The organism is Lamprocystis purpurea DSM 4197, assembly GCF_000379525.1.
GTDB classification, from domain to species: Bacteria; Pseudomonadota; Gammaproteobacteria; order Chromatiales; family Chromatiaceae; genus Thiodictyon; species Thiodictyon purpureum.
Genome location: NZ_KB902509.1, coordinates 92,553 through 115,134 on the forward strand (window position 1 = coordinate 92,553; position 22,582 = coordinate 115,134).

19 protein-coding genes and 1 pseudogene are annotated in these 22,582 nt (G+C 64.8%); 3 read left to right on the top strand and 17 right to left on the bottom strand.

Annotation, left to right across the window (positions count from 1 at the left end; translation table 11 throughout):
- Positions 1–427 precede the first annotated feature (427 nt).
- The 9 genes from tssH to tssA form a co-directional block, all read right to left on the bottom strand.
- A complete protein-coding gene (gene tssH, locus A39O_RS0118670; RefSeq protein WP_020506187.1) occupies positions 428–3,169 on the bottom strand; it encodes a type VI secretion system ATPase TssH in 2,742 nt (913 codons plus the stop codon).
- A gap of 74 nt (positions 3,170–3,243) precedes the next feature.
- Entirely contained in the window at positions 3,244–4,380 is a 1,137-nt protein-coding gene (gene tssG, locus A39O_RS0118675; RefSeq protein WP_157640254.1) for a type VI secretion system baseplate subunit TssG, read from the bottom strand.
- A complete protein-coding gene (gene tssF, locus A39O_RS0118680; protein WP_020506189.1) occupies positions 4,344–6,233 on the bottom strand; it encodes a type VI secretion system baseplate subunit TssF in 1,890 nt (629 codons plus the stop codon). The genes tssG and tssF overlap by 37 nt, the downstream gene beginning before the upstream one ends.
- A 10-nt stretch (positions 6,234–6,243) precedes the next feature.
- Complete coding sequence (tssE, locus tag A39O_RS0118685) at positions 6,244–6,747, bottom strand: type VI secretion system baseplate subunit TssE (protein WP_026199525.1); 504 nt, start codon at positions 6,745–6,747, stop codon at positions 6,244–6,246.
- Entirely contained in the window at positions 6,740–7,576 is an 837-nt protein-coding gene (locus tag A39O_RS0118690) for a type VI secretion system accessory protein TagJ (RefSeq protein WP_020506191.1), read from the bottom strand. Before A39O_RS0118690 ends, tssE begins: the two co-directional genes overlap by 8 nt.
- 108 nt (positions 7,577–7,684) lie before the next feature.
- Positions 7,685–8,170 (bottom strand): Hcp family type VI secretion system effector, encoded by a 486-nt coding sequence (locus A39O_RS0118695; protein WP_020506192.1) that lies wholly within the window; start codon positions 8,168–8,170, stop codon positions 7,685–7,687.
- Between the two features lie 108 nt (positions 8,171–8,278).
- The gene (gene tssC, locus A39O_RS0118700) at positions 8,279–9,781 is read right to left on the bottom strand and encodes a type VI secretion system contractile sheath large subunit (protein ID WP_020506193.1); all 1,503 of its coding nucleotides are present in this window, start codon (positions 9,779–9,781) and stop codon (positions 8,279–8,281) included.
- Between the two features lie 4 nt (positions 9,782–9,785).
- Positions 9,786–10,325 carry a type VI secretion system contractile sheath small subunit gene (gene tssB, locus A39O_RS0118705; protein ID WP_020506194.1) on the bottom strand — a complete coding sequence of 180 codons (540 nt, stop codon included), beginning with the start codon at positions 10,323–10,325 and terminating at the stop codon, positions 9,786–9,788.
- 70 nt (positions 10,326–10,395) lie between these two features.
- Entirely contained in the window at positions 10,396–11,439 is a 1,044-nt protein-coding gene (tssA, locus tag A39O_RS0118710; RefSeq protein ID WP_020506195.1) for a type VI secretion system protein TssA, read from the bottom strand.
- A 600-nt stretch (positions 11,440–12,039) separates the two neighbouring features.
- Between tssA and yjjJ the strand changes: the two genes are divergently transcribed.
- A complete protein-coding gene (gene yjjJ, locus A39O_RS0118715) occupies positions 12,040–13,422 on the top strand; it encodes a type II toxin-antitoxin system HipA family toxin YjjJ (protein WP_020506196.1) in 1,383 nt (460 codons plus the stop codon).
- A 51-nt stretch (positions 13,423–13,473) separates the two neighbouring features.
- Here yjjJ and A39O_RS0118720 read toward each other — a convergent pair whose 3' ends face one another.
- From A39O_RS0118720 to A39O_RS34200, 5 genes are all read right to left on the bottom strand, one after another.
- On the bottom strand, positions 13,474–13,881 hold the full coding sequence (locus A39O_RS0118720; RefSeq protein ID WP_020506197.1) for a VOC family protein: 408 nt from the start codon (positions 13,879–13,881) through the stop codon (positions 13,474–13,476).
- A 200-nt stretch (positions 13,882–14,081) separates the two neighbouring features.
- Entirely contained in the window at positions 14,082–14,867 is a 786-nt protein-coding gene (locus A39O_RS0118725) for a DUF2272 domain-containing protein (protein ID WP_020506198.1), read from the bottom strand.
- An 84-nt stretch (positions 14,868–14,951) separates the two neighbouring features.
- Entirely contained in the window at positions 14,952–16,739 is a 1,788-nt protein-coding gene (locus A39O_RS0118730) for a hypothetical protein (protein ID WP_020506199.1), read from the bottom strand.
- A 401-nt stretch (positions 16,740–17,140) separates the two neighbouring features.
- Positions 17,141–17,338 carry a hypothetical protein gene (locus tag A39O_RS0118735; protein ID WP_020506200.1) on the bottom strand — a complete coding sequence of 66 codons (198 nt, stop codon included), beginning with the start codon at positions 17,336–17,338 and terminating at the stop codon, positions 17,141–17,143.
- Positions 17,326–17,607, bottom strand: coding sequence for a type II toxin-antitoxin system Phd/YefM family antitoxin (locus A39O_RS34200; RefSeq protein WP_020506201.1), 282 nt, complete (start codon positions 17,605–17,607; stop codon positions 17,326–17,328). The genes A39O_RS0118735 and A39O_RS34200 overlap by 13 nt, the downstream gene beginning before the upstream one ends.
- A gap of 149 nt (positions 17,608–17,756) precedes the next feature.
- Between A39O_RS34200 and A39O_RS0118745 the strand changes: the two genes are divergently transcribed.
- Together A39O_RS0118745 and A39O_RS34205 are read left to right on the top strand one after the other, a co-directional pair.
- The gene (locus tag A39O_RS0118745) at positions 17,757–18,026 is read left to right on the top strand and encodes a type II toxin-antitoxin system Phd/YefM family antitoxin (protein WP_026199527.1); all 270 of its coding nucleotides are present in this window, start codon (positions 17,757–17,759) and stop codon (positions 18,024–18,026) included.
- A gap of 4 nt (positions 18,027–18,030) precedes the next feature.
- Positions 18,031–18,333, top strand: a pseudogene (locus A39O_RS34205) (type II toxin-antitoxin system RelE/ParE family toxin); the annotation flags it as partial.
- Between the two features lie 151 nt (positions 18,334–18,484).
- On the opposite strand, the gene A39O_RS38785 reads toward A39O_RS34205, so the two are convergent.
- From A39O_RS38785 to A39O_RS36835, 3 genes are all read right to left on the bottom strand, one after another.
- The gene (locus A39O_RS38785) at positions 18,485–18,757 is read right to left on the bottom strand and encodes a transposase (protein ID WP_083924774.1); all 273 of its coding nucleotides are present in this window, start codon (positions 18,755–18,757) and stop codon (positions 18,485–18,487) included.
- Between the two features lie 387 nt (positions 18,758–19,144).
- The gene (locus tag A39O_RS36830) at positions 19,145–19,540 is read right to left on the bottom strand and encodes a hypothetical protein (RefSeq protein WP_157640255.1); all 396 of its coding nucleotides are present in this window, start codon (positions 19,538–19,540) and stop codon (positions 19,145–19,147) included.
- Positions 19,541–20,418: 878 nt separating this feature from the next.
- Complete coding sequence (locus tag A39O_RS36835; protein ID WP_020506205.1) at positions 20,419–22,485, bottom strand: S8 family serine peptidase; 2,067 nt, start codon at positions 22,483–22,485, stop codon at positions 20,419–20,421.
- Positions 22,486–22,582 lie beyond the last annotated feature (97 nt).

The window sequence follows — 22,582 nt, forward strand, 5'->3', positions numbered from 1 at the left end:
AAACGAATGGCGCCAATTTATTCTAACAGACTGAAAATAATAGGGGCGAACCCGTACGAATGGTAGGCTGAAGGTTGCGACACCCAACCCATCACCCCTGCGAGCCAGCCCCCATGCATCCTAACCAGCGCGCCGCGACGCAGCAATGTGTCCTCGATGAGGCCGGTCGGATCGACACCGGCGGATTCTTCAATTTGTTGACCGGCCCGCATCATCAGATATCGATAAACCAATTTGTGATCAAGAGTTGCGCAGTGCCTTCACCAGCGCACGTGTGAGGGGCAGTTCTCGCATCGCCGAGCGATGAGCCTTTCGGCGGACTGGACCGCCTTGCGCTCCGAGCAGTCGATGGCCCGCTCATTCCAAGCTTCCGCGATGCCCGCCCGGTCCGCGCCGGCACGCATGGCAGCGAATGCGTAGGTGCGCTTCAACCGTCGAAATCGTAGGTGAACCCCGAGTCCGCTACCCCGATCGCAATCCGCAAAATCGCCTTTCCCTCCATGGTCCGATTCAGGATCTCCCGGCTGATTGCCGGCAGCACCGTATTGGTGAGAATGGCATCCACCACCCGCGCCCCGCTTTCCACCTCGGCGCAGCGCTTGGCAATCAGATCCACCGCCGCCTCATTATAGCTCAGCACGGCGCGATGATTGTCGGCGATCCGTCGCACGATGCGGTCGAGCTGGAGCCGGATGATAGTCCCCAGCATCTCATCACTCAGCGGGTAATAGGGAATGGTGACGATGCGGCCCAGGAGCGCCGGGGGGAAGGTCTTGAGCAGCGGGGTGCGCAGGGCTTGGGCCAGCCCTTCGACATCGGGCATCAGGTCCGGGTCCTTGCACATGCTCATGATCAAATCCGTGCCGGCGTTGCTGGTGAGCAGGATGACGGTGTTGTGGAAGTCGATATAACGGCCCTCGGCGTCTTCCATCCAGCCCTTGTCGAAGACCTGGAAGAAGATCTCATGCACGTCGGGGTGGGCCTTCTCCACCTCGTCCAGCAGGACCACGCTATAGGGTTTGCGGCGGACGGCCTCGGTGAGGATGCCGCCTTCGCCATAGCCGACATAGCCGGGGGGTGCGCCCTTGAGGGTGGAGACCGAATGCGCCTCCTGGAACTCGCTCATATTGATGGTAATGATGTTCTGCTCGCCGCCATAGAGTGCCTCGGCGAGTGCGAGTCCGGTCTCGGTCTTGCCGACGCCGGAGGGGCCGGCGAGCATGAAAACGCCGATCGGCTTGTTGGGGTTGTCGAGCCGGGCGCGGGAGGTCTGGATGCGCGCGGCAATCATGTCCAGTGCGTGGCGTTGGCCGATGACCCGCTTGTTGAGTGTCTCGGCGAGGTTTAGCACGGCTTTCACCTCGTCCTTGACCATGCGGCCCACCGGGATGCCGGTCCAGTCGGCGACCACCGAGGCGACCGCCTGGGCGTCGACGCTGGGCAGGATCAGGGGGCGCTCGCCTTGCAGCGCGGCAAGTTCAGCCTGGAGTGCGGCCATCTTCTCCAGTGCGGCGGCGCGCTCGGCCTCGGTGAGCGGCGGCCCGGCCTCCGGGGCGGCGCCGGTCGCCGAACCGGCGGCTTGTTCAAGGGCGCTGCCGGTGCCTTCGACCGGGGCCGTGGTGCCCCGCAATTGGGCACGCAGTTCCAGGATTTGGTTGACCAGGGCCTGCTCCGACTCCCAGCGTGCCTTGAGCCCGGCCAGACGCTCTTGTTCGACGGCGAGCTTCTCGTTTGCTGCCTGGGCACGCTCGGCGGTGGCGACACCGACGGCCGCCTCGCGGCCGATGATGTCCAGTTCCGTGGTCAGTCCTTCGATCCGGCGTCGGCAGTCTTCCACTTCGGGGGGCTCGGACGACTGGCTGATGGCGACCCTGGCGCAGGCGGTATCGAGCAGGCTGACCGCCTTGTCCGGGAGTTGGCGCGCCGGGATGTAGCGGTGTGAGAGTCGCACCGCCGACTCCAGACCTTCGTCCAGAAGCTGGACCTGGTGGTGTTTCTCAAGCGTCGAGGCGATGCCCCGGACCATGAGGATCGCTTTCTCCTCACTCGGCTCGTCGACCTGGACGACCTGGAAGCGGCGGGTGAGGGCCGGGTCCTTCTCGATATATTTCTTGTACTCGGCCCAGGTCGTGGCGGCGACGGTGCGCAGCGTTCCGCGGGCGAGCGCGGGTTTAAGCAGATTGGCGGCGTCGCCGGTGCCGGCGCTGCCGCCGGCGCCGATCAGGGTATGGGCCTCGTCAATGAAGAGGATGATCGGCTTGGGCGACGCCTGAACCTCCTCGATCACCTGGCGCAGCCGGTTCTCGAACTCGCCCTTCATGCCGGCGCCGGCCTGGAGCAGGCCGACGTCCAATGTCCGCAGCGACACCTCTTTGAGCGGTGGTGGCACGTCCCCGGCGGCGATGCGCAGGGCAAAGCCTTCGACCACCGCGGTCTTGCCGACGCCGGCCTCGCCGGTGAGGATGGGGTTGTTTTGGCGGCGGCGCATCAGGATGTCGATGAGCTGGCGGATCTCCTCGTCTCGTCCCACGATGGGGTCCAACTCTCCTTTGCGGGCGCGCTCGGTGAGATCCACCGAGAACTGCTTGAGTGCCTGCTGTTTGCCCATCTGGGCCGGGGCCATGGCGTCGCTCGCCTCACCCGGAGCGGCACCGCCGCCCAGGTGAAAGCCGTCGCTTGCGGCCATGCGCTCCTCCGGAGAGCCCGCGCAGATCTCGGCAAAGCTGTCGGTGAGTGCGTCCGCTTGCACCTTTTCGAATTGACGGGAGATGCCGACCAAACTGCTGCGCAGCCCTTTGGTCTTGAGGATGCCCACCATCAGGTGTCCGGTACGCACCTGTGACTCGTTGAAGAGCAGGGTGGCGTAGGTCCAGGCGCGCTCGGCGGCTTCTTCCACGTCGGAGGACAGATCCGAGATGGAGCGGGAGCCCCGCGGCAGACGGTCGAGCGACTCGGTGAAGTCACGCGCCAGGCCTGCCGGGTCGAGTTGGAAGCGGCGGATGATCCGGTGCAGGTCCGAGTCCTGGCCTTGCAGAATCTGATTGAACCAGTGCACCAGTTCCACATAGGGGTTGCCGCGCATCTTGCAGAAGACCGTGGCGCTTTCGATCGCCTTATAGGCGAGCGGGTTGAGCTTTCCGAACAATGCCGCGCGGTTGATCTCGGACATGGGCTGGCTCCTGGAGCGTTGGGCTTAAACAGCGGTCATCGGTCCTCAGCGACCCTCGGTCCGCGTAGCGGACCCTACGGGCGCTGGGCATGCGGATCGAGCTTGAGATCGTCCCCGTCGCGGCCGAGTGCGCCGCTGCTGAGCCAGGTGGTCCAGCCCAGGCGGCTGCCGACACCGAGTCCCAATCGCGGGATGTCGGATTGCGCCAGGACCGGGTTGAGATCCCATTCGAGCGCGTCGCCCGCATAGTTGCGGACCACGGCCTTGACGCGTGCCAGGGCCGTGCCGCCGGGCAGCAGGTCCAGATACGCGGGGAGCCGCAACGGCCCGACACGGACACGAAACTTGGATTGATGGTCCCAGACCCGCCCGCCCAGTGTCGTGGTCTGGCCCAACGCGGCATTGTCCGGCGTCTCTCCCAAGCGCAGCCGGCAGTTGTCGGGCAGCGTCAGCCAATGGCCGATCCACTCATCGATGCGCACCGGTAGACCCAGGAGGACGCCCAGGATGGACTGAAGCCCTTGGGCATGGCGCGTCTGGCAGGAGAGATGACCGGCGAAATGGCGCTTGGCCAGATCCGGCATGGCGTCGCGGTCGCGACAGGCGGGCAGGCCGGTCCCGCTCAGGGTCCCCAGATAGAAACCGAAGCGATCTTCGTGCGGACGGTCGAAACTGACCGCCGGCTGGGCCTGGGCCCAGGCCCGGTAGAGCAGGGTGAGCATCCGGTGATTGAATGTGTCGAGGAACCGCGCTAGGGTCGGATCGGCGGCGTGGCGTTGCCGCTCGCGCACATACTCGGTGAGGTGCAGGGGCAGCGGGCCGTTGGGTCCGAGCAGACCCATGAAATAGACCAGCAGGCGCGGCGGCAGCCCGGCCGCGGATTGGTGCAGGGCGGCCAGTTCGGCTGGGGCAAAGCGCAGTGACGGCTGTTGTCCGAGGCGCACGGGGTCATCGGCGGCGCGCGGCGAGGCGCCGATCCGCGGACGATCCGGCTGGAGGCTGTCGAGCCGCCGCAAGGTGTGACAGAACCCGTGATTCCATGGCGCTTGGGCCAGGCCGGCCAGCAGTTCGGCGCGTTGACGCGCGTGCTCCCGTGCCGCCGGGTCGGGCGCGGTGACCGGTGCGGACGCTGTTTCAGTTGCCCGTTCGGTCGGCGGACCGCGGTCCGGTTCGCTCACAGAAGTGGACGGCGGCCGATGGTCGCTGGCCATCGCATCAACTCCCCGCGGTCGGAACGCAGGACGGTCTCGGTGAAGCCGTTGATGGTGCAGTAGCGGGCAAAGAAGCGCTCCAGCACCGCCCCGAGCAGGAAGGCGCCGGTGCCTTCAAAGGCGGCTTCATCGCAATCCAGGGTGATCTCCAGCCCACGCGCATAGGTCACCGGGCGCACGCCCGGCAGGCGCCGGACGATGCCCTGGGATGAGACCCGGCGGATACCCTCCACCTGCTTGCGTCCTTCGGCGCTGGCAATCGCGCCGTACAGCGACAACAGTTCGCGTAGGGCCGCCGCGCCCGTGCCGCCGTCCGAGTCGGCGATCGACAGATAATTCAGCGACAAGTGATCGATCAGCCGCCAGGCGGTGTCCGCGTGGGCGTGGGATGGCCGGGGCTGGGTGGGTCCGGCGCGGACGCGCACCGCCCGCACCGGTGCACCGGATTCCATGTTGAAGTCGGTCTTGGCCGAGCCGATCGGCAGGTACAGCGGCAAGTCCCGATTGGTACAGAGCCCGGTCAACGCGAGCTGCCGCAACTCGGGGGACCAGGGGGCGTCCGCCGCATCCGTGAGGTTCACGAATAACTCGCTGCCCACATAGCTGGAGCGAGGTCGTTGGTGTTGCGGGGTGGAGGATTGGCGACGCGGGACGCGCTGCACACTGTAGTAGGCCGGTCGTTCGTCCCCCGGACCCGGTGCGGCTGGAGCATAAAACGGCCGAAATTCCCGTGCGACGGTCGTACTCGATCCCAATCCGGTGACACTGTCCACCCGATAGACCTCGAAATCCGTCGGCCGGGTGCGGTCCGGAACGACGTGGTAGTCGGGGCCCTGGTCGTTGATATGGATCCGATCGAAACGCTTGGGAAAGAGGTTGATCGCCGGGGTGCAGTGGAGTGCGAAATTGGTGGCGTCCAACACACCATCCAGAGTCGGGGAGCGCTGGCTCAGAAGCAGGATCAGGTCGATTTCCGGAGCGTTGAGGCGCGCCACGGCGGGTCCCAAGTCGTCGATGGCGATGCTCAAAAAGCGCTGTGGAAAAGCGAAATATTCGTGGAGGTGGCGATACCCTTGGAATGACGCCGGGGCACTGGGTAACAGTGCCTCGTGCTCAGCGAACCCCAGCGGGCTCAGCACGCTGGCCGGGAGGGTCTCGATCCAGGGCACCGGTCGGGCGGTCGGCTGCACCAGCACCCCGACCGTGTCGCCCAAAAGCTGAGCGTAGAGTTCGAAAGGTAAGCGGTCCGCCCCCTGCAGGAACAACACCAGTCTGAACCGCTCCGGTCGGCCGGGGGCCAACTGGGAGAAGGTCAGATTTCCGGTGGTGCGCAGGCGCAGCCGGATGCCGGCCTTGCTGCGCTTGAGCACGGCGAGGTCGGCGCGGGCGACGGGTCCGGTGTGGCTGAAATACTCGGCCGCGGTGATCTCCATCGGCCAGAGCCGCACCGCGTGGGCGGTCCGGTACTCGCACGGCGTCTGCTCACCTTTGCCGAGGTTGCCGCGCAGCACCGTGTCGCGCGGGACGTCGAACCCCTCGGCAAGTGACCCTTCGTCCAGGTCGGGTTGCAGCTCGACCACGGTCATCGACGGAGTCGGGGCCAGATAATGCGGATAGATGACTTCCAGCAGATGCTGGGTGAAGGTGGGAAACTCGGCATCGATCTTGAGTTGGACCCGTGCCGCGAGGAAGGCGAAACCTTCCAGCAGCCGCTCGACATAGGGGTCGGCGCACTCGAAGCTTTCGAGCCCGAGCCGCCCGGCGATCTTGGGGAATTCACGGGCGAACTCGCCGCCCATCTCGCGCATGAAGCGCAGTTCGCGGTTGTAGAATTCGAGCAGACGTGGGTCCATGGTGCCCGCCTCAGCCGCCGTCGCTGATGACCCGAATGTCACCGATGTCGAGGTCGATCTCGGTCTTGAGATAGAGCCGCAGCGGTACCGGCTGCGCCCACAGATCGCCCTCGATGAGGAAGGTCATGGCGTTATGGCTCATCTGCTGCTCGTTGACCTCCAGGCGGACTTTGAGCGTATGGCGCAGGATGCGCGGTTCGAAGTCGATGATCGCCTGGCGCAGGGTCCGTTCGAGTGCGCCGGCGTCGGTCCCCGACAGGGTCATGCCCGACAGGTCCGGCATGCCGAAGTTGAGAACCGAGTTGCTGACCTGGGGGTAGGCGTCGAGCGTCTGCCCAGCCGCCAGATTCGTGGTGTTGAGCAGCCACCCCAGATCGCGCAACACCGCCTCGCGCAGTCGGGTCTGCCCGAAGACGCGCTGCTCTCGCGACTCCTGTGTCTTTTCGGGCTCGAGGTCAGTGAGCCGGTCGAGCAGCGAGGGTTGCAGCCGTTCTTTGTGCGACAGCTCAGCCAAGGGTGCTGTCTGCGTCCGCGACGCCGTCGGCATCCGCCGCGCCGGATGTCAAGACGATGGTGCGCACATCCAGCAGCGGATACTCCCCACCGTCGGTATAGAACATGCGTTGTCCCTGACCGAAATAGGTCTCGCCGGGTTGTTCCAGCCAGGCGGTCTTGCGGCCCAGGCGCAGCTCCGGGTCCGGCGAGGCCTCCGAGCCGGGGTAGCGCGTCGGGATCAGACCCACGGATTCGCCGCCGTTGGCCCAGGTAAAGTAGGCCGGGGTCCAGACCAGATCGCGCAGGTCTTCCGGTTTTTCGACACGGATCGTGTGGATCCGTTGGAAAGGAATCCAGTAATAGCGTCCGTTGACGATGGCCTCCAGCACCGGTCCCAGACGGGCGTCGCCGTCCATGATCCACTCGAAGGGTACGCCGTCGATCGCTCCCGGTGTGCCCGGTGCGTCCGCCAGGGCACGTTCACGCACCTCTCTTGCCTGTTCGCCGGCGCCCTGCGCGTCCAGGCGCTGGGCTTCGATGAGGAGCGCGAACCAGGGATCCGGTTGGCCGAAGACCAGGGGTGAGCGCCGTCCGGCGAAAATTTCGCCGCGCAGCACCTCACAGTGCAGGGCTTCACGGTAGGTCTGGACCATGGCCAGGTTCGCGGCATCCAGTTCGCCGGCGACATTGAGCTGATTCAGCGCCCGCTCCCACTGTCCCGTGAGCGCCAGGAGTTGGAAGAGGAAGACGCGATAGCGCGCGTTTGCAGGTTCTTTGCGCACCTGCTCCTGAAGCTGACGCAAGGACGCGTCCGGGTCGCCCTCGCGCCACCGGTCTTCGGCTAGCATACTGTTCTCTCCAGGCAGGTGCGGGGGCCAACCCATGACCCTGCGCGTTCGCGGAACCCCGCGAACGGCGGCACGGATCGGTACACTGGGGCAGGCCGTGCCCCGCGGCTACTTCTTGAGGTTCTTCGCGATGTCCCAGCCGTACTTGATCGCGGCTTCCGCGGTGCCGTCCTGCTTCTGCGGTGTGTAGTCCACATCGACTTCGGCGAAGTTGAGGCTGATGTTCTCGGTCAGCAGATCCTGACCACCCGAGCCGCCCGTGCTGTAGGAGGTCACGATCACCTCGGTCATCTTGATCAACAGGTACTCCACGGGGCTGTCGCCGCCGGCCTTGCGTACGGTCAGCAGGCCCTCTTTGAACTGTTTCCCGCTTGAACAGTACATCATCAGAACCGGTGATGACTTGTCGATATATTTGGTGATCGACAGGTCCTGAATCGAGACCTTGCCGGCACCACCACCGCCGCCAACGTGCATCGAGCCGGACTGGCTCATGCCCCAGGACCAGGCAAGAACATCGATTTCTTCCGAGTGCTTGGAGTCTTGGGACTCGCCCTTGACGCCTTCGAGCTTGAGAAACATGTCGACAGCCATCTGTTCGCTCCTCTATCAGTTGCTTGATCGAACCGCGCACCCGCATGTCGCGGGTCCACCAACCGCCGAGCCGTCATCGCATCGTCCGAGCCGATGACGGTATTTTGCCTAACCGCCCTTCGCCGACGGCAGCTTGGAGACCAACCGCAGCGAAACGGTCAGGCCTTCGAGCTGGTAGTGCGGGCGCAGGAAGAACTTGGACGTGTAGTAACCTGGGTTTCCTTCCACTTCTTCGACCACGACCTCGGCCGCTGCCAGCGGACATTTGGCCTTGGTGTTTTCGCTCGAATGTGCCGGATCGCCATCCACATATTTGAGGATCCAGCTGTTGAGCCACCGCTGCATGTCCTCGCGTTCCTTGAAGGACCCGACCTTGTCCCGCACGATGCACTTGAGATAGTGCGCAAAACGGCAGGTCGCGAACAGATAGGGAAGACGGGCCGCGAGGTTGGCATTGGCGGTGGCGTCCGGGTCGTCGTACTCGAAGGGCTTCTGCAGGGACTGCGCGCCGATGAAGGCGGCGAAGTCGGTGTTTTTCTTGTGCACGAGCGGCATGAAACCGTTCTTCGCCAGTTCGGCCTCGCGTCGATCGCTGATGGCGATCTCGGTCGGGCATTTCATATCGACACCGCCGTCATCCGTGGGGAACGTATGGCTGGGCAGCCCTTCCACCGCACCGCCGGACTCGATGCCGCGGATGCGCGAGCACCAACCGTATAGCTTGAAGGAGCGGTTGATGTTGACCGCCATGGCGTAGGCCGAATTTGCCCAAGTATACTTGCCGTGCTGTGCCCCCGCGGTGTCTTCCTCAAAGTCGAATTCATCCACCGGATTGGTCTTGGCCCCGTAGGGCAGGCGGGACAAAAAGCGCGGCATGGTCAAACCGATGTAGCGCGCATCGTCGGATTCGCGCAACGAGCGCCAGGCCGCGTAGTCCGGCGTCTGGAAGATCTTGGTCAGGTCGCGCGGATTGGCCAACTCCTGCCAACTGTCCATTTGCATGACAGTGGGCGAAGCGGCGGAGATGAAGGGGGCATGGATCGCCGCGGAGACCTTGGCGAGTTCCCCGAGCAGTTCCACATCGGGCGGGCTTTGGTCGAAATAGTAGTCGCCGACCAGACAGCCGAAGGGCTCGCCGCCGAACTGGCCATATTCCTCTTCATAGAGCTTCTTGAAGAGCGGGCTTTGATCCCAGGCGGTGCCTTTGAATTTCTTCAGGGTCTTGTGCACCTCCTGCTTGGAGATGTTCATGACCCGAATCTTCAACATCTCGTCCGTTTCGGTGTTATTGATGAGATAGTGCAGGCCGCGCCAGCTTCCCTCGAGTCGCTGGAAATCGGCATGGTGCAGAATCAGGTTGACCTGCTCGGTGAGCTTCTGGTCGATCGCCGCAATCATCGATTCAATGGTGCGAACCGCATCGTCTGAAATGAGCGTGGTCTGAGCCAGCGCCTGGGAGGCGAGGGTGGCGACCGCGCCTTCGACGGCTTCGCGGGCGCGGTCGGTGCGGGGTTTGAATTCCTGATTGAGCAGCGAGGCGAAGCTGTCGACCTCGATGGTGCCGGTCTGGCCTTGCGCGCCGCCCGCGGTTTGGGTGTCGGTCTCAGCCATCGGGTCAACCCTCCGCCGTCGGCGGTGCGGATGCTGCGTCGCCGGCATCGGTCGGTTTGGGTGCGGCCGCCAGGGCCTGCAGCAAGGTCGGATCTTTCAGCACCTTGGCGATCAGTTCTTCGGCGCCGCTCTTGCCGTCCATATAGGTCAGCAGATTGGATAACTGACCGCGTGCCTGGAGGAGTTTGTTCAGTGAATCGACCTTGCGCGCCACCGCTGCCGGGGCGAAGTCCTCCATCGATTCGAAGGTCAGCTCCACGTTGAGATTGCCCTCGCCGGTCAGGGTATTTGGTACCTGGAAGGCGACGCGCGGCTTCATCGACTTGAGTCGCTCATCGAAGTTGTCGACATCGATCTCGAGCATCTTGCGATCCGCAACCGGCGGCAGGGCCTCCGCGGGTTTGCCTGACAGGTCAGCCAGGACGCCCATCACAAAGGGGAGTTGGACCTTCTTCTCGGCTCCGTAGAGTTCGACATCGTACTCGATCTGCACCCGCGGAGCGCGATTGCGGGCGATGAACTTTTGACTGCTCTCTTTCGCCACTGGGCTTCTCCTCTAAAGGTCGTCTAAAGGGGCGTGGTCACCGCGCGGGCAACCCGGTTTGTCGCGCTGGTTATGGCTTATCGGCGATCCCGCATACCTTCTCGATCTGCGGCAGAGCATCGGGAGCGAGATCACGTAAAATGTCCACGAAATTCCCGGTCGCCAGTCGCCGCGCCCGCTTGAGCAACAACGGCACCGGACTCGACGGCTCGCAACGTGAATAGTAGTCGCAAATGAGGTCGAGTGTGCGCACGACATCGTCGCGGTTGCCGATCTGCCCCGGGGCGCGCGCTGCCGGTGCCGCTGTGCCTGAGGCGGTCGGATCCTCGGGATTGATCGGCGCCGGTGCCGCCGCCTCCGCGTCCGGCTGGCGAGGTGCCAAATGGGTTTGAAGAACGGCATGGATCTGCGTCAGCAGACCGGCGAGCGGCGTTAGATCGGGAGTTTGCGAGGCGTCGACCTGTGCGGCCAGATCCTGGTTCAAAGCGCGCAACGTCGCACGGGCGGCGTCGGCGGCCGCGGTCACCGCGGCCAATTCGGCGAGGTCACATTCCTGAAAAGCGCCGTCGATCGCGGTCCGGTCCAGCGGTTTGGTATTGGGACGGGCCTTGACGCGACCCTCCGCTACCTCAATGTCCCGCCAGGCGATCGGGCCGAATACGCGTGAGCGAATCAGGGGCGCAGCGCGTAGCTGGGACAGCAGGGTGTCCGGGTGGGCGAGATCCGCCACCACGTTCATCCGTTCCATCGGGTCATTATTGTCGCCGGCATCCAGTGCAGGGTAGAGATCCGCCCAGAAGCGGTCGACCAGTCCCCGCATGAGTTCAAGCCCGGCGTTCAGCCCCGGCAACCCGTCCTTCTCAAGCAAGCCGCGGGTGATCAGTACGGCAACCCGCAGGTTCTTTGAGCGCAGCATCAGGGCCTTACCCAAGGCCAGGACCTGCCGCCAGTCCGGCTCGCCGGCCGGCACCAGGGTGCCGCCCATCTGCTGCTCGGGAGTCCCGGTCGCCGCCTCGGTGAGGGCGCGAAAATCCGGATCGTATTCCAGGTCTTCCCCCGCGGGTTGGGCCGCGGAGACCGCTCCAAGCAACGACTCGATGTCAATAGTGCTCATGTTCGGTATAGATGACCCCATTACCGGTGCGGTAGTCGTAACATGACGCACCTGCCGTGTGTAATGCCGCTAAAGTGTAGCCGCAGTGACGCGGTTGTGCGTCCCCTGATGGCTGAACTGATGCGCCGACTGTGACGTGTCGCTCATAGGGGTCAGGTATAGCATTCGGACGTGATAACCGGACGTAGGAGCGGGTTTCAAACCCGCCCCTACACCAAGGGTTTGTCTGGATATAGCCTTCGGACGTGATAACCGGACGTAGGGGCGGGTTTCAAACCCGCCCCTACACGAAGGTCTGTCTGGATATCAGGTGCGAACGCTACATCAGGTACTAAGGCTATACAGTGCCATCGACTGGGATAGTACGCTCCGATCCGGTGACGTTCAATCGCTCGGACGCGTAGGAAACCGCCTTGCCGACCTGTAGGAAGCGGCTTACCATCGCCGTCATGGTGTCCCGTGGCGTGCCGATCCTTGTCCTCGATAAGGCGATTTCCGTCAATCGCCTGAGGCCGCGCTGGGTCGTCCGCCGCGCTGATGCCGGGGTGGCCGGGGTTATGATCAATGCCCCCCAGGAACCAGACATCGCACCAGGCTCCCGTGACCAACAAGCAACAACTTGCCCGTGACCGCCTGGCCGGAGTGCTCGGACGCCAGGCGGCGGTCAGGGCCGCGGACCTGGCGCAGGCGCTGGGTGTCAGCGTGCCCACGCTGCACCGGCTGCTGCAAGAACGCGCCGAGCCGATTCTGGTTGCGGGTAAGGCGCGCCGGACCCGTTATGCCCTGCGGCGCGCCGTGCGCGGGGACCCAGGTGAGTACCCGCTCTATGCCGTCGATAGGTCGGGACTTGCGGTGCGGGTGGCCCGTCTGACAGCGGTTGCCCCGGCGGGGTGTTGGATGTCACTGGACGGGACGGACTGGCCGTTGGTCGACGAGGCGCGCGCGGGTTGGTGGGAGGGGCTGCCCTACCCGTTGTACGACATGCGCCCGCAGGGCTACCTGGGCCGTCAATTGGCGCGCGCGGTGCATCGCGCGTTGGCCGTGCCCGACAACCCCAACCATTGGAGCGATGACGACATCCTGTTCGCACTGAGCCGCATCGGGTCGGAGATGAGCGGCAACCTGATACTGGGCGATGGCGCCTGCGAACGCTGGCAACAGGAGGGTCTGTTCGAGACCGAGCCCTTGTCCGAGCATGGGACGGCGGCCGCCTATGTGCAGTTGGCTGCGCAGGCCGTGGCCGCAGGGGTCCCGGGATCGAGCGCGGCCGGCGAGTTTCCCAAGTTTCCGGCCCGGCGCGAGCTGGCGGGCCGCCCGACGCCGCATGTCCTGGTCAAGTTCTCCGGCGCGGATGATTCGCCGGCGGTCCGGCGCTGGTCGGACCTGCTGGTATGCGAGCACTTGGCCTTGGAGTGCGCGCGTACCCTGCCGCAGGTCGAGAGCGCCTATAGCCGCATTCTGATCCAAGGCGGTCGGACCTTTCTCGAAGTGGAACGATTCGACCGGCACGGCCCCCGGGGGCGCAGCCCGCTGTGCAGTCTGGAGACACTCAATGCCGCACTGCTCGGGATGGGCACCCAGGACTGGGCCCGCCTGGCCGACGGCCTGGCGGCGGCGAACCTGCTGGGGCCGGAGGATGTCGAGCGCATCCACCATCTGTGGTGGTTCGGGCGGCTGATCGCCAATACCGATATGCATCTGGGCAATCTCAGCTTCCGGCCGTCGCGCGGGCGCCTGAATCCGGCGCCCGTTTATGACATGTTGCCGATGTGTTATGCCCCGCTGCCGGGCGGGGAACTCCCCGTGCCCGAGTGGACAGCGCCGCTGCCGTTGCCTGGCCATCGGGACCATTGGCTGGTCGCCTGCCGGGCGGCGGTGCGCTTTTGGGATCAGGTCGCCGCGGATATGCGCATCGGGGCCGCCGTGCGCGGCTTGGGGCTTGCGCATGGTCAAGGGTTGCGTGAGTTGGCGGAGCGGGTCTAGCCGATTTCAGTCACCTCCTGTCCGGCCTCGCCCGCCTTCCGCGGCGCACCTTCAGTCGGTGTTGACGCTGACCATCCAGGAGACGCCGAACCGATCGGCGACCATGCCGAAACAGGGGGACCAGAAGGTCTTGGCCAGGGGCATCTGAACCTGCCCGCCATCCGACAACGCGTTGAATATCCGCTCTGCTTCGGCCGCGTCGGTGAACGCGAGCGAGAGTGAAAAACCTTGGAAAGCGGCTGGCCCGGTGCAGGCGCCATCGGAGGCCATCAGCCTGGCGCTGCCGATGCGAAAGTTGGCGTGCATCACGTTCTTCTCGGTCCCGGGCGAGCACATCTCGGGTTCTGGGCTTTCCTCGTACCGCAGGAGCATCGTCACCTCGGCACCGAGCGTCTGGCCGTAGAACGCGAGCGCCTCCTCGCAACGGCCCTCGAAGAACAAATAGGGTTCGACGTTCATACTGATTTCCTCCGTCCGGATCGTTGGTGGTCTACTGCTGAATCATGCACGCGGTCTCGACGCACGGCAACTGTGTGGGCGTGTGGGAGCGGCCTCCGGCCGCGATGCGGTGCCGCGGCGAACCGCGATGTTCAGTATCCCGCGAAGCCTCATCGCGGCCGGAGGCCGCTCCCACGGTGCGGGCACAGGGGAACCGGGGGCTAAAGTCGGTTCTCCATGATCAGAAACCAGGGGCGTCGAGGCACCGGCTGTAAGCGGCCTTGGCCGTCCAGTTCGAGGGTCGTCCTGGATACTGAATTGCGGACGTTGCCGCCGATGACGTCCAGGGTCTGGCCGCTGCGGCTGACGGCCAGGTCACAATGCAGGTTGGCGCCCTCGAGCGCGCGCGCACTGGTGTAGCCGCCGATCGTCGCCGGGCGTGTGAAGCCCCGTGAGGCGCAGACCAGATCGCCCGGTCGGGGGCTGTAGTCCGCGATCCGCCGGGGAACGAACCAGCGGCCGGGAAAGTCGGCCTCGTCGATCATACTGGCCAGGTAGACCCAGTGCGCGGAATCGCGGCGGAACTGGGCTTCCGGGACACCGGCGTTCTGCATGACAAAACTGAGAAAGGCGGCGGACCAGGGCTGTTTGCAATCCATCCCGTTCAACCCGCCTTTGCCGGCGGCACGCCAGTAAGCGGCGACCCGTTCGCTGCTGCTGGTATCGTCGTCCTCCCAGGTGCCGACATGCGGGATGCTCTCCTCGCTTCCCCGTAGCAACACGGTTTGACGATTGAAATAGTCCCACTCGCGGGTCGCGCGTGCGATGATCGATTGCCGCAGCGCCGGGTTGGCGCGCGGCGGTACGCCGATGCGGCGTCCGTTCCAGGTCCCGGCGTCACCGCCGTCGGGCCGCTGGGGGGGGGCTCCGCAAGCAGCCAGGAGCAAACTGAAGACCAGGACCGCGGCCAGCTTGGGCCGGATCTGGGCGATGGTTGGGATCGGCACGAGAAAACTCCTGTTGAGTAATGCCGAGACTTCGTGTGCGCTGAAGGACGCGGCAGGTGAAGCACCGGGCAGTGGCGGTGAACGCTAGCGCGGCGGCCGGCGGGCCTCCTGGAACCAGGGCCGGTACTCCTCCATCCGCGCCCGTTGCTCGGCGGGCGCCTGACGACGGCAGGTGGCATAGTCCGGGGTCTGGGGCGTTGCGCCCCAGCGCCGTTCGATGCAGTCGTTGGGGTTGTACGCGACCTCGAGCCCCGCGCGGCGGGCATAGATGTCACGCAGACTGAGCCGCCAGGGGCTGCCGTCACCGCGGGTGTAGTTGGTGAACTGCTCATCAAGGCGGCGGTCGTGGATCTGCGCGATCCGCGCGGCGGCGCCGGACGCGCTGTCACCGCGCAGGACATAGAGGTCCGGATAGCGGCGGATACGCTCGGGCAGTCCCGCCAGCACATTCATGGCGATCAACAGGCGCATGTCACGCGACGGGGTGGCAAAATCCTCCCAGGGGCCGGTGGTCTCGAAGATGGCGGGGCCGCTGGGCATGGGGATGACGGTGCCGGGGTGGGCGCGCATGTAGGCCTCGCCCTTGTCCACCGAATCCACACGGGTTTGCAGTTGCTCCATCAGGGCCGCCAGGGTGGACGCATAGGCGGCTTCCGGCGCGAGTCCGTCCGGGTTGATGAGCCGCTCCATCCGGGCGTAGAAGTCCGCGGGCGTGAGTCCCGCCTGCTCGGTTGAATAGGGCGGCAGGCCGTCGCGGCCGGTGAGCGCGTCGTTGGACAGCAGACGCGCGCCCCCCTGGGCGGTGCCGGTGCGCACCAGCGGCCGGAACTGCTTGAAGCCGGGGCCGGCGCTCGGCGTCTGGGCGAACAGGAAGGTGCCTTCCCAGAAGCGTTTGCGGGCGACCGAGTTGTCCGGCTGGGCGTCGACCGCGAGCAGCAGTCCCGGCTGTCCCGGCTGCTGCGCGATCCACTTGGTCAGGACCATGACGTGTCCGTAGGGGTCCGCGTAGACGGTTCCGGGCCAGAGCGCGGAACGCTCCAGCGGGACCGGGTAGAAGTCGGTCGACTCGTCGCGCAAGCCGGTGCGCCCGCTGCCCGAGTGGACCGTGTCCATGATCCGCCGCGTGACCCCGCCGAATGCTTTTGCCGATGCCGGCGCGCCGGTGAAAGCGCTATCGATCTTCGGACTTTCGCAGCGCGGCGCACCGTTGCGGCTGCCGCGGTTGCAGGGTCGATAGGCGATCGGCAGACCGAGCTTCCAGGCGAAATAGGCGCGCAGGAAATAGGGCAGGTCCGCGCAGTCCGGTTCGGCGGGCAGGCGGTTGTCCTCAGCCGTGCCGAGATAACCGTGCAGGAAATTACGCTCCGGGTCACGCAGTACCGGGGCGAGCGAGTCGAAACTCAGTGACTGTTCCGGCGGGCCGTCGAACAGGCGTTCGATCCACACGGCATAGAGGGCCTGGGTCGCCAGGTCCCAATCCCCGGTTCCCTGCTCCGCGGCACCGCCGCCGACCTTGATCTCGGCACAGGCGACACCCCGTCCGCCGCGCGTCGCCTCGACCCGATAGGTTCCGGTCTTGGGCCGAAACACACCGCCATGCAGCCCCCAGGGCGGTCCGCCGTAACGGACCCCGCGCAGGGTGGTTTGGCTGCCCGCCGGGTCAGTGACCAGGAGTTGATCCAAGGCCCCATCGGTCGCGACCGCCAGGACCTCGAACGGCTCCCCGGCCGCGGGCCGCAGCGGGGCGGTCCAGACCCGCGCCTGATCGCCTGGCCGGCAGGCGGTCGCCGCCGTGACCGGATCGGAGCACAGGAGACCGGTCGTCGCCAGGGTGACGGTCAACAGGGACAGGAAGAGTGAATGTGGTGACATCGCAACCAAGGGTGAGCCGTGCCAAGGTCTGGTGAGTGTATCCGGTCGGCGCCGCCGGTGCGACCGGGCGGGCGCGACAGTGGGGGCAATCGGCGAGGAGTCGGTCCGAGTTGTGGCAACGCGTCGCCAACGTTGGTGCAATAAATGATGGTAAATCACCTAAGCCAGACAACCACAACGGCTGCGGACCTGACCCCGCGGCGGGGATTGCGCAGATGTTCAAGGCAGCCGGCTAGGTCGGCGGGCAGGAGTCCTTCTGCGAGATCGTCGGTAGTCACCAGGCGTCGATGACCATTCGCCGCGCCTGAGCGGGCTCGCACCTCTGGTCGAGACGTCCCAGGGTGCGTCGTCAGGCCATCCTGGCCTGACACCGTCAGGGCTGGAAGCCCTGACTACGCACATCAGGCGGCCCGCAACGGGGCAATGTCCTCGGCTGTCAGTGCGGGCGCGTCGACACTCGCGAGGACTGCATTGATGTCCGCGATCGTTATCTTTCCCGGTGCCGTGATTTCGATACCGATCGGTTTTCCCGCTTCGGTCTGGTGCCCGATCACCACGGACAGGATGTTGGTGTCGAGCAGGAACCTCAGTCGGTCCAATCGAAGACCCTCCCCGGGGAGGGGTCGCGCCGCCCGTCGACCTCCTCAGGCGTCAAATCCGGCCAGTAGAAAGCGGCCTGGGTGCGCCAGTCGACAATGGCCTCCCACAGACCCGGCCGCGTCTGGTTGGGATGCATGGCGGCATAGTCAGACTCCGACATGAACACGGCCACCGATTTACCGTGGCGCGTGAGATGCACGACCTCTCCGCCCTCGACCCGATGGATCAGGCCGGTCAGTCGGGTCTTGGCCACTGAGATCTCAGTCATTTGGAATCACCCTCCGCGGGCTAGGGCTGTGGTGCGATGACCACCGGCATGGTCATCTTAGCCGGGCCGGCTCGGATCGAGAAGCCGGGTTGGCAGACCACTTGACAGGTGCTACTGTCCGCACCAACCAAGCCCAGCGACAGGCGTCCATGCGCGTGAAATTCTCCGAAGACGTGGTCCCGTTAGCGGACCTCAAGGTCAATCCTGGTCGCGTGGTCCAGCACGCGGCCGAGGCCCATCGGCCCGTGCTGCTCACCAGCCGAGGGCGCGGAGTCACCGTCATGCAGTCCGTGGCCGACTACGAGCAGGCCGCCGAGGAGCGCGCCTTCATGCGTGCCGTGGTTGCGGGATTGGCCGACTTGGACACGGGCCGCGAGGTCTCTCTCGCCGAGGCCAAGGCCAGATTCGGCGTGGCTTAGGGGCGTGGCTGTCGCCAGGATTCGCTTCGCCGAGTCCGCACTCGGCGACTTGACGGGCATCCAGGAGTGGTACGCCGACGAAGGGGTGCCGGAGGTTGGCGACCGGCTTGTCGCTGAAATCTTTGAACGCGTGGAGGTGCTCGCCGACCACCCGAGCATCGGGCGTATCGTTCCGGAGTTCGGCCAAACCTTCCTGCGCGAGTTGATCCACCCTCCTTTCCGGATCGTCTATCGCCTCGACGCGCAGCGCGTTCGTAGCGTTCGTGTGTGGCGGAGCGAACGGTTGTTGCGGCTGCCGGCATCGGCCAAGGCACAGCATGTACCCGTCTCGGCCGACCCCGATTTGGCTTATCTCGCATCCGGCAACGATGCGGCAGTTTGGGGCGGGAGATCCGGGGGCGTTTTGTTTATCTGGCCGCAGCCTAAAGATACCGAATTGAGTAAACTGTCCCCAGAATTCAGGCGTGACCCCGTGCTCCCGTGTAGACCCCGTTCAACTGCCGCATCCCTTTCGACAGGTTCGCATCCGGCGTTTCGATGATGAAGTGGTAGTAATTGGTCATCTGGCAGCATCCGTGGCAACGCCAGTGGAAGTAGTCACAGACATCGCCGAACAGCCTCAGCCAAGCCTCGCGATCAACATCCCGACGGTAGATCGGCTCGCGCCGATCACCGCGCGACGTAACGTGATACAGCCCGCCCGTCAACTCGATGCGTAGAGGTCTCGACATGCCTTCGGTCTAATCGATCGGTGTCGTATTGCAAGACCTGACCCCGCGGCCTCTGACCCCGCGGCCTCTAAGACCTCGAAAGCGCGGACCGAAGAAAAGCGATCGCAGCAATCAATAAAGTGATTCAGTAAACTGTCACCGTAATTCGCTGTCACCGTAATTCGCAAGCAGAGTGGGTGATCGCCAGGCCTGGATTACGATCACATTCATTTTCAGCCGCTTACAGCGACCGCGGTTGTGTAACGTCCTGCTCCGCGGGAAGCACTGAATTGATCGTTTGTCCTGTGAGAGAACGGATGTACCCCGCGCTCCACTGCCCGAACACGCTAGCTATGAAGCACTGATTCGTAACGCGATTGCATGGTTTTCGTCATTTCCGAGCCAGGCTCAGCATCCACTCTCTCGCTGCGCATTACGAAACGAGTCACCGGCAAAGCGGGTCACGGCGGACTCGTAGGTGTTGGCTATCTCACGACACAGCTTCCTATGTGCCGCGTGCCAACGGCTTGTATAGGCGCGGTTGCAGGCTCCTCGCATCTCGGAGCCGAACACTCGGTCGCAATCCGCCTTGGCGGCACCACAGGTCTCGTAACAGCGGTCGTGGCTACGACACGCTGGCGTAAAATCCGCGTTGCCCCAGGTATCGCGCACCCATTGCTCGTTGCGACCGTTTCCGCACGCACCGGACGGCGTGATGCCGTCGATGTCCGATTGGCCGCTCTCCATGGACCGGACCGTGGCGATGCAAGCCGCGTCCTTCAGCATCAGCGCTGGTAGTCGCATCAGATCACCTCCCTCTCGCTCTTGGTTGAATCTCGTGCGGCCGAAGGATGGCTCCGATCCCGCCCCCGGCAACATCACGCAGGCGCAGGACTCGTGCCCTGAGTCCTGCAATTTCTCCAGCGTTCTCGGGGAGTGACGCTGCGACGACACCGGCAGCGCTACAAACCCGCTAGCAACTGCCGAGGCAGGAAGCTTGTGCCCCGCCGCAGGCGGCGATGCAACCGGCAAGCCCAGCCCCCGCCGTCGCAGCCGTGCAAGCCGAAACACAGGCGGCGGTCGCCCAATTGCACTTTGCCCGACACCCCTCGTTTGACCAGTTCTTCGGCTGCCACCACGCCTTCGAAGGCATGACCCCATCGCCACGGCGAAGGCCCATCGCGAATAGGCCGACGCCCGCCGCCATCCCGCCCTGTTCTGGAAGTCGCATCTTGATCACCTCGCTGTCTATGGTTGGATACCGAACTACCTCTTCACCCGGAAGCGGCGCCGTGCAAGCAGGCTCGCGAACACGCTTCGCAATTCTCATTGATCGACGCTCGCGAATACCTGGAGGCAAGCCCCGCACAGATCCGCGCGGAGCCGGCCTTATCGCTTACCGCCCGCGGGCTCCGCGTCCACTCGCCGGCGATTCTCATCCCCAGCGGCAGCGCTCCTCCTTGCAGCGCTCAACGCACTGGAGGTCGTCACCACAGAACCTGTAGCAATCCCCGCAGTGGACCGCAGCGACGCTCTCAATCGGATATTCCGGCTGGGATGGCGGATATTCCGGCAGCTGGGATGGTGTCAGCCCGTCCGCGCGGATCGCCGCATCGCAACGCCGATCCGGGATCAAGTTGAGACTGGGTATGCGCATATCGTTCACCTCTGACGATGGAATGCTAGAGGAACTTCGGCGTTCCGTAGCTGATCTCGCTGCTGCCGTCCAGGTACGGCTTCGGCGTGGACACGTCGATACGGAAGGTCTTGCAGTAATTCGCATTCCTGACGTTCTCAGTGTCGAAGTACGCGGCAGTAATCTCGTACACGAGAGCACCCGGCTGGCGCGATTCTACTCGAACTGGCGCGTAGAGGCCTTTCAGGGCGATGCGGCGACCGTCGACCAGGTCGTCTAAAGCGAACTGAACCGCAACGCTCGCCAAGAAGTTGACGGCACGCGCCTCCGGGGTATCGCCCTTCGGATGGACGAACGCGTATAGGGCGGCGGCTGTCCTGCGGTACGCAGCGACGCGCTCTTCATCAGCCATGTTTAGCAGAGCTTTCTCTTCCAAGTCCTTGAGCACCGAGTCCAAATTCCAAGAGTCCGTAAGATCATACTCCGGGGTGAGGATCGGAACGGTTTGGCCGGTCTCGGCGAGCACCGCCATCTGCCCCGTCACGTATCCAGGAACGGCGAAGTGGTCTGGACGGTCCTTCTTGTTCAACGGCGTATCGGCCTTGCCCAGCCGCAACTTGCGGTGTGCGTCGGCAAGTCCCTGCTGCTCCATGTAGTCGAAGACCAGGCTGGTCAGGTCCGTCGCGGCGGACAGCCCGGTGGGCTGGATCACATACTGCGGCACCCCCGCATATTCCAAGACCCAGTGAACGCGGGAGGCCTCTTGGAGGTTCAGCTCACCCGGCCCGGTGCCATCGGGGTTAACCCGGAAAAGATGCCGCATGAAGCATAAGTCATCCTGGATGACGGGCCGTTCTTCGCCCTTCATGCGACGACGAATGTCCTCCCTGCGCGCAATGGATGGGAAGTCGTAGGCGAGTGTCCCGACCGCGAACACGGGTTTGGCCGCCGCTGCGCCACCGCAAGAACAGCCCCCCGATGGCTGCACCCCGGACTGCCCGGCCCCTATCGTTATGAACGCGGGCGGCGCGCCGACCGCGGGCACCGGCGTCACGAGTTGGTCCGGCATTGCGGACACGCCAGCGGTCGGGGTGAGGAGATGGACTTCCGGTGGAGAAGACGCCGTCTCCGATGCGGTGGCGGTGGTGTCTGTGGTCATTGGGGGCAGTTCCTCCCGTAGCAGGGTCTCAACGGTACGTGAAATCGATAGCCTTCCGGCCAGGAGCTTGCGACAGTCGTTCGCGGCTTGGATGTCGCAACCTGTTGCAGAGCCGATGATCGCGCTACGCACCGCGGCGGCGGACGGCTTGATTCCGCGCCGCAATTGCAGGCTCAGCAGAAGGGCGGCAATCCCGGCGACAATGGGCGCCGCATAGCTCGTGCCCGAGGCGATCGCGGTCCCCCGCGTGGGGCTGGCACCCAAGATGTTCTCGCCGACGGCCAAGACCCCCTGCGTCAGGTAGGCATCGCCCCAGTTGCTGAAGTCCAGGGGCTCGCCGTTCGGCCGCATTGCGCCGACGGCTAAGACCGAGGGGATCGCGCCGGGTACGTGAAGGCAGTTGCAGCCTTGGTTGCCCGCTGCGGCGACGATCAGAACCTTGTCCTGATCGCAGTCGGCGATGGTGCGCGCGAGGACGGGGTGTGCCTCGCCGGATTGCGAGAATTGCCCGCCGCTGATGTTGATGACCAACGCTTCGGCGTCGTGCTGGACGGCATAGTGCGTCGCGCGCTCGATCGCGGCAGCGAGGTGGACCTGCGAGCAGGGGATTACGCCCCCGGTCGCGTCGGATTTGAAGACGGGAATCACGAGTCCCGAGCACCCGGGGGCGATCCCATGGACCGGGCCACCGTCCTGCCCGAAAACGATGCTCGCAATGTGCGTCGCGTGCTCGGCGGCGGCATCCGACGGCGAGAGGCCATCCTCCAAGACCTCAAGTCGCTTTCCGAGGAAGGCCGGATGGCTGGTGTCGACCGGACCGTCGATGATCGCCACGAATACCCTGCTATCTCCGCGTGTTTCCCCCCAAAGCTCACGCAATCCTACCAGCGCCGCCACGTCCATCGCGTGGTCAGGCGTGGCGGTCAACACTGAAGCTGTCGAGAAGCGTTGCATATTTCGGTTACGTGCTGGATTAAGGATAGGGTCTCGATGGCAGCGCTTTTGCAGGTCGGTAGGGCCCGAGAGACGGCCACATCAAAACTTTTGCTTA

Bases quoted from the DNA above. Each gene is read 5' to 3' on its own strand.
- A39O_RS0118730 (WP_020506199.1), bottom strand. From the start codon at position 16,739: ATGTCACCACATTCACTCTTCCTGTCCCTGTTGACCGTCACCCTGGCG.
- tssH (WP_020506187.1), bottom strand. From the start codon at position 3,169: ATGTCCGAGATCAACCGCGCGGCATTGTTCGGAAAGCTCAACCCGCTC.
- A39O_RS0118690 (WP_020506191.1), bottom strand. From the start codon at position 7,576: ATGCTAGCCGAAGACCGGTGGCGCGAGGGCGACCCGGACGCGTCCTTG.
- A39O_RS34200 (WP_020506201.1), bottom strand. From the start codon at position 17,607: ATGACTGAGATCTCAGTGGCCAAGACCCGACTGACCGGCCTGATCCAT.
- A39O_RS0118720 (WP_020506197.1), bottom strand. From the start codon at position 13,881: ATGAACGTCGAACCCTATTTGTTCTTCGAGGGCCGTTGCGAGGAGGCG.
- tssG (WP_157640254.1), bottom strand. From the start codon at position 4,380: ATGGCCAGCGACCATCGGCCGCCGTCCACTTCTGTGAGCGAACCGGAC.
- A39O_RS36835 (WP_020506205.1), bottom strand. From the start codon at position 22,485: ATGCAACGCTTCTCGACAGCTTCAGTGTTGACCGCCACGCCTGACCAC.
- tssF (WP_020506189.1), bottom strand. From the start codon at position 6,233: ATGGACCCACGTCTGCTCGAATTCTACAACCGCGAACTGCGCTTCATG.
- A39O_RS0118695 (WP_020506192.1), bottom strand. From the start codon at position 8,170: ATGGCTGTCGACATGTTTCTCAAGCTCGAAGGCGTCAAGGGCGAGTCC.
- tssA (WP_020506195.1), bottom strand. From the start codon at position 11,439: ATGAGCACTATTGACATCGAGTCGTTGCTTGGAGCGGTCTCCGCGGCC.
- A39O_RS38785 (WP_083924774.1), bottom strand. From the start codon at position 18,757: ATGTCGAGACCTCTACGCATCGAGTTGACGGGCGGGCTGTATCACGTT.
- A39O_RS0118745 (WP_026199527.1), top strand. From the start codon at position 17,757: ATGCGCGTGAAATTCTCCGAAGACGTGGTCCCGTTAGCGGACCTCAAG.
- A39O_RS36830 (WP_157640255.1), bottom strand. From the start codon at position 19,540: ATGCGACTACCAGCGCTGATGCTGAAGGACGCGGCTTGCATCGCCACG.
- tssC (WP_020506193.1), bottom strand. From the start codon at position 9,781: ATGGCTGAGACCGACACCCAAACCGCGGGCGGCGCGCAAGGCCAGACC.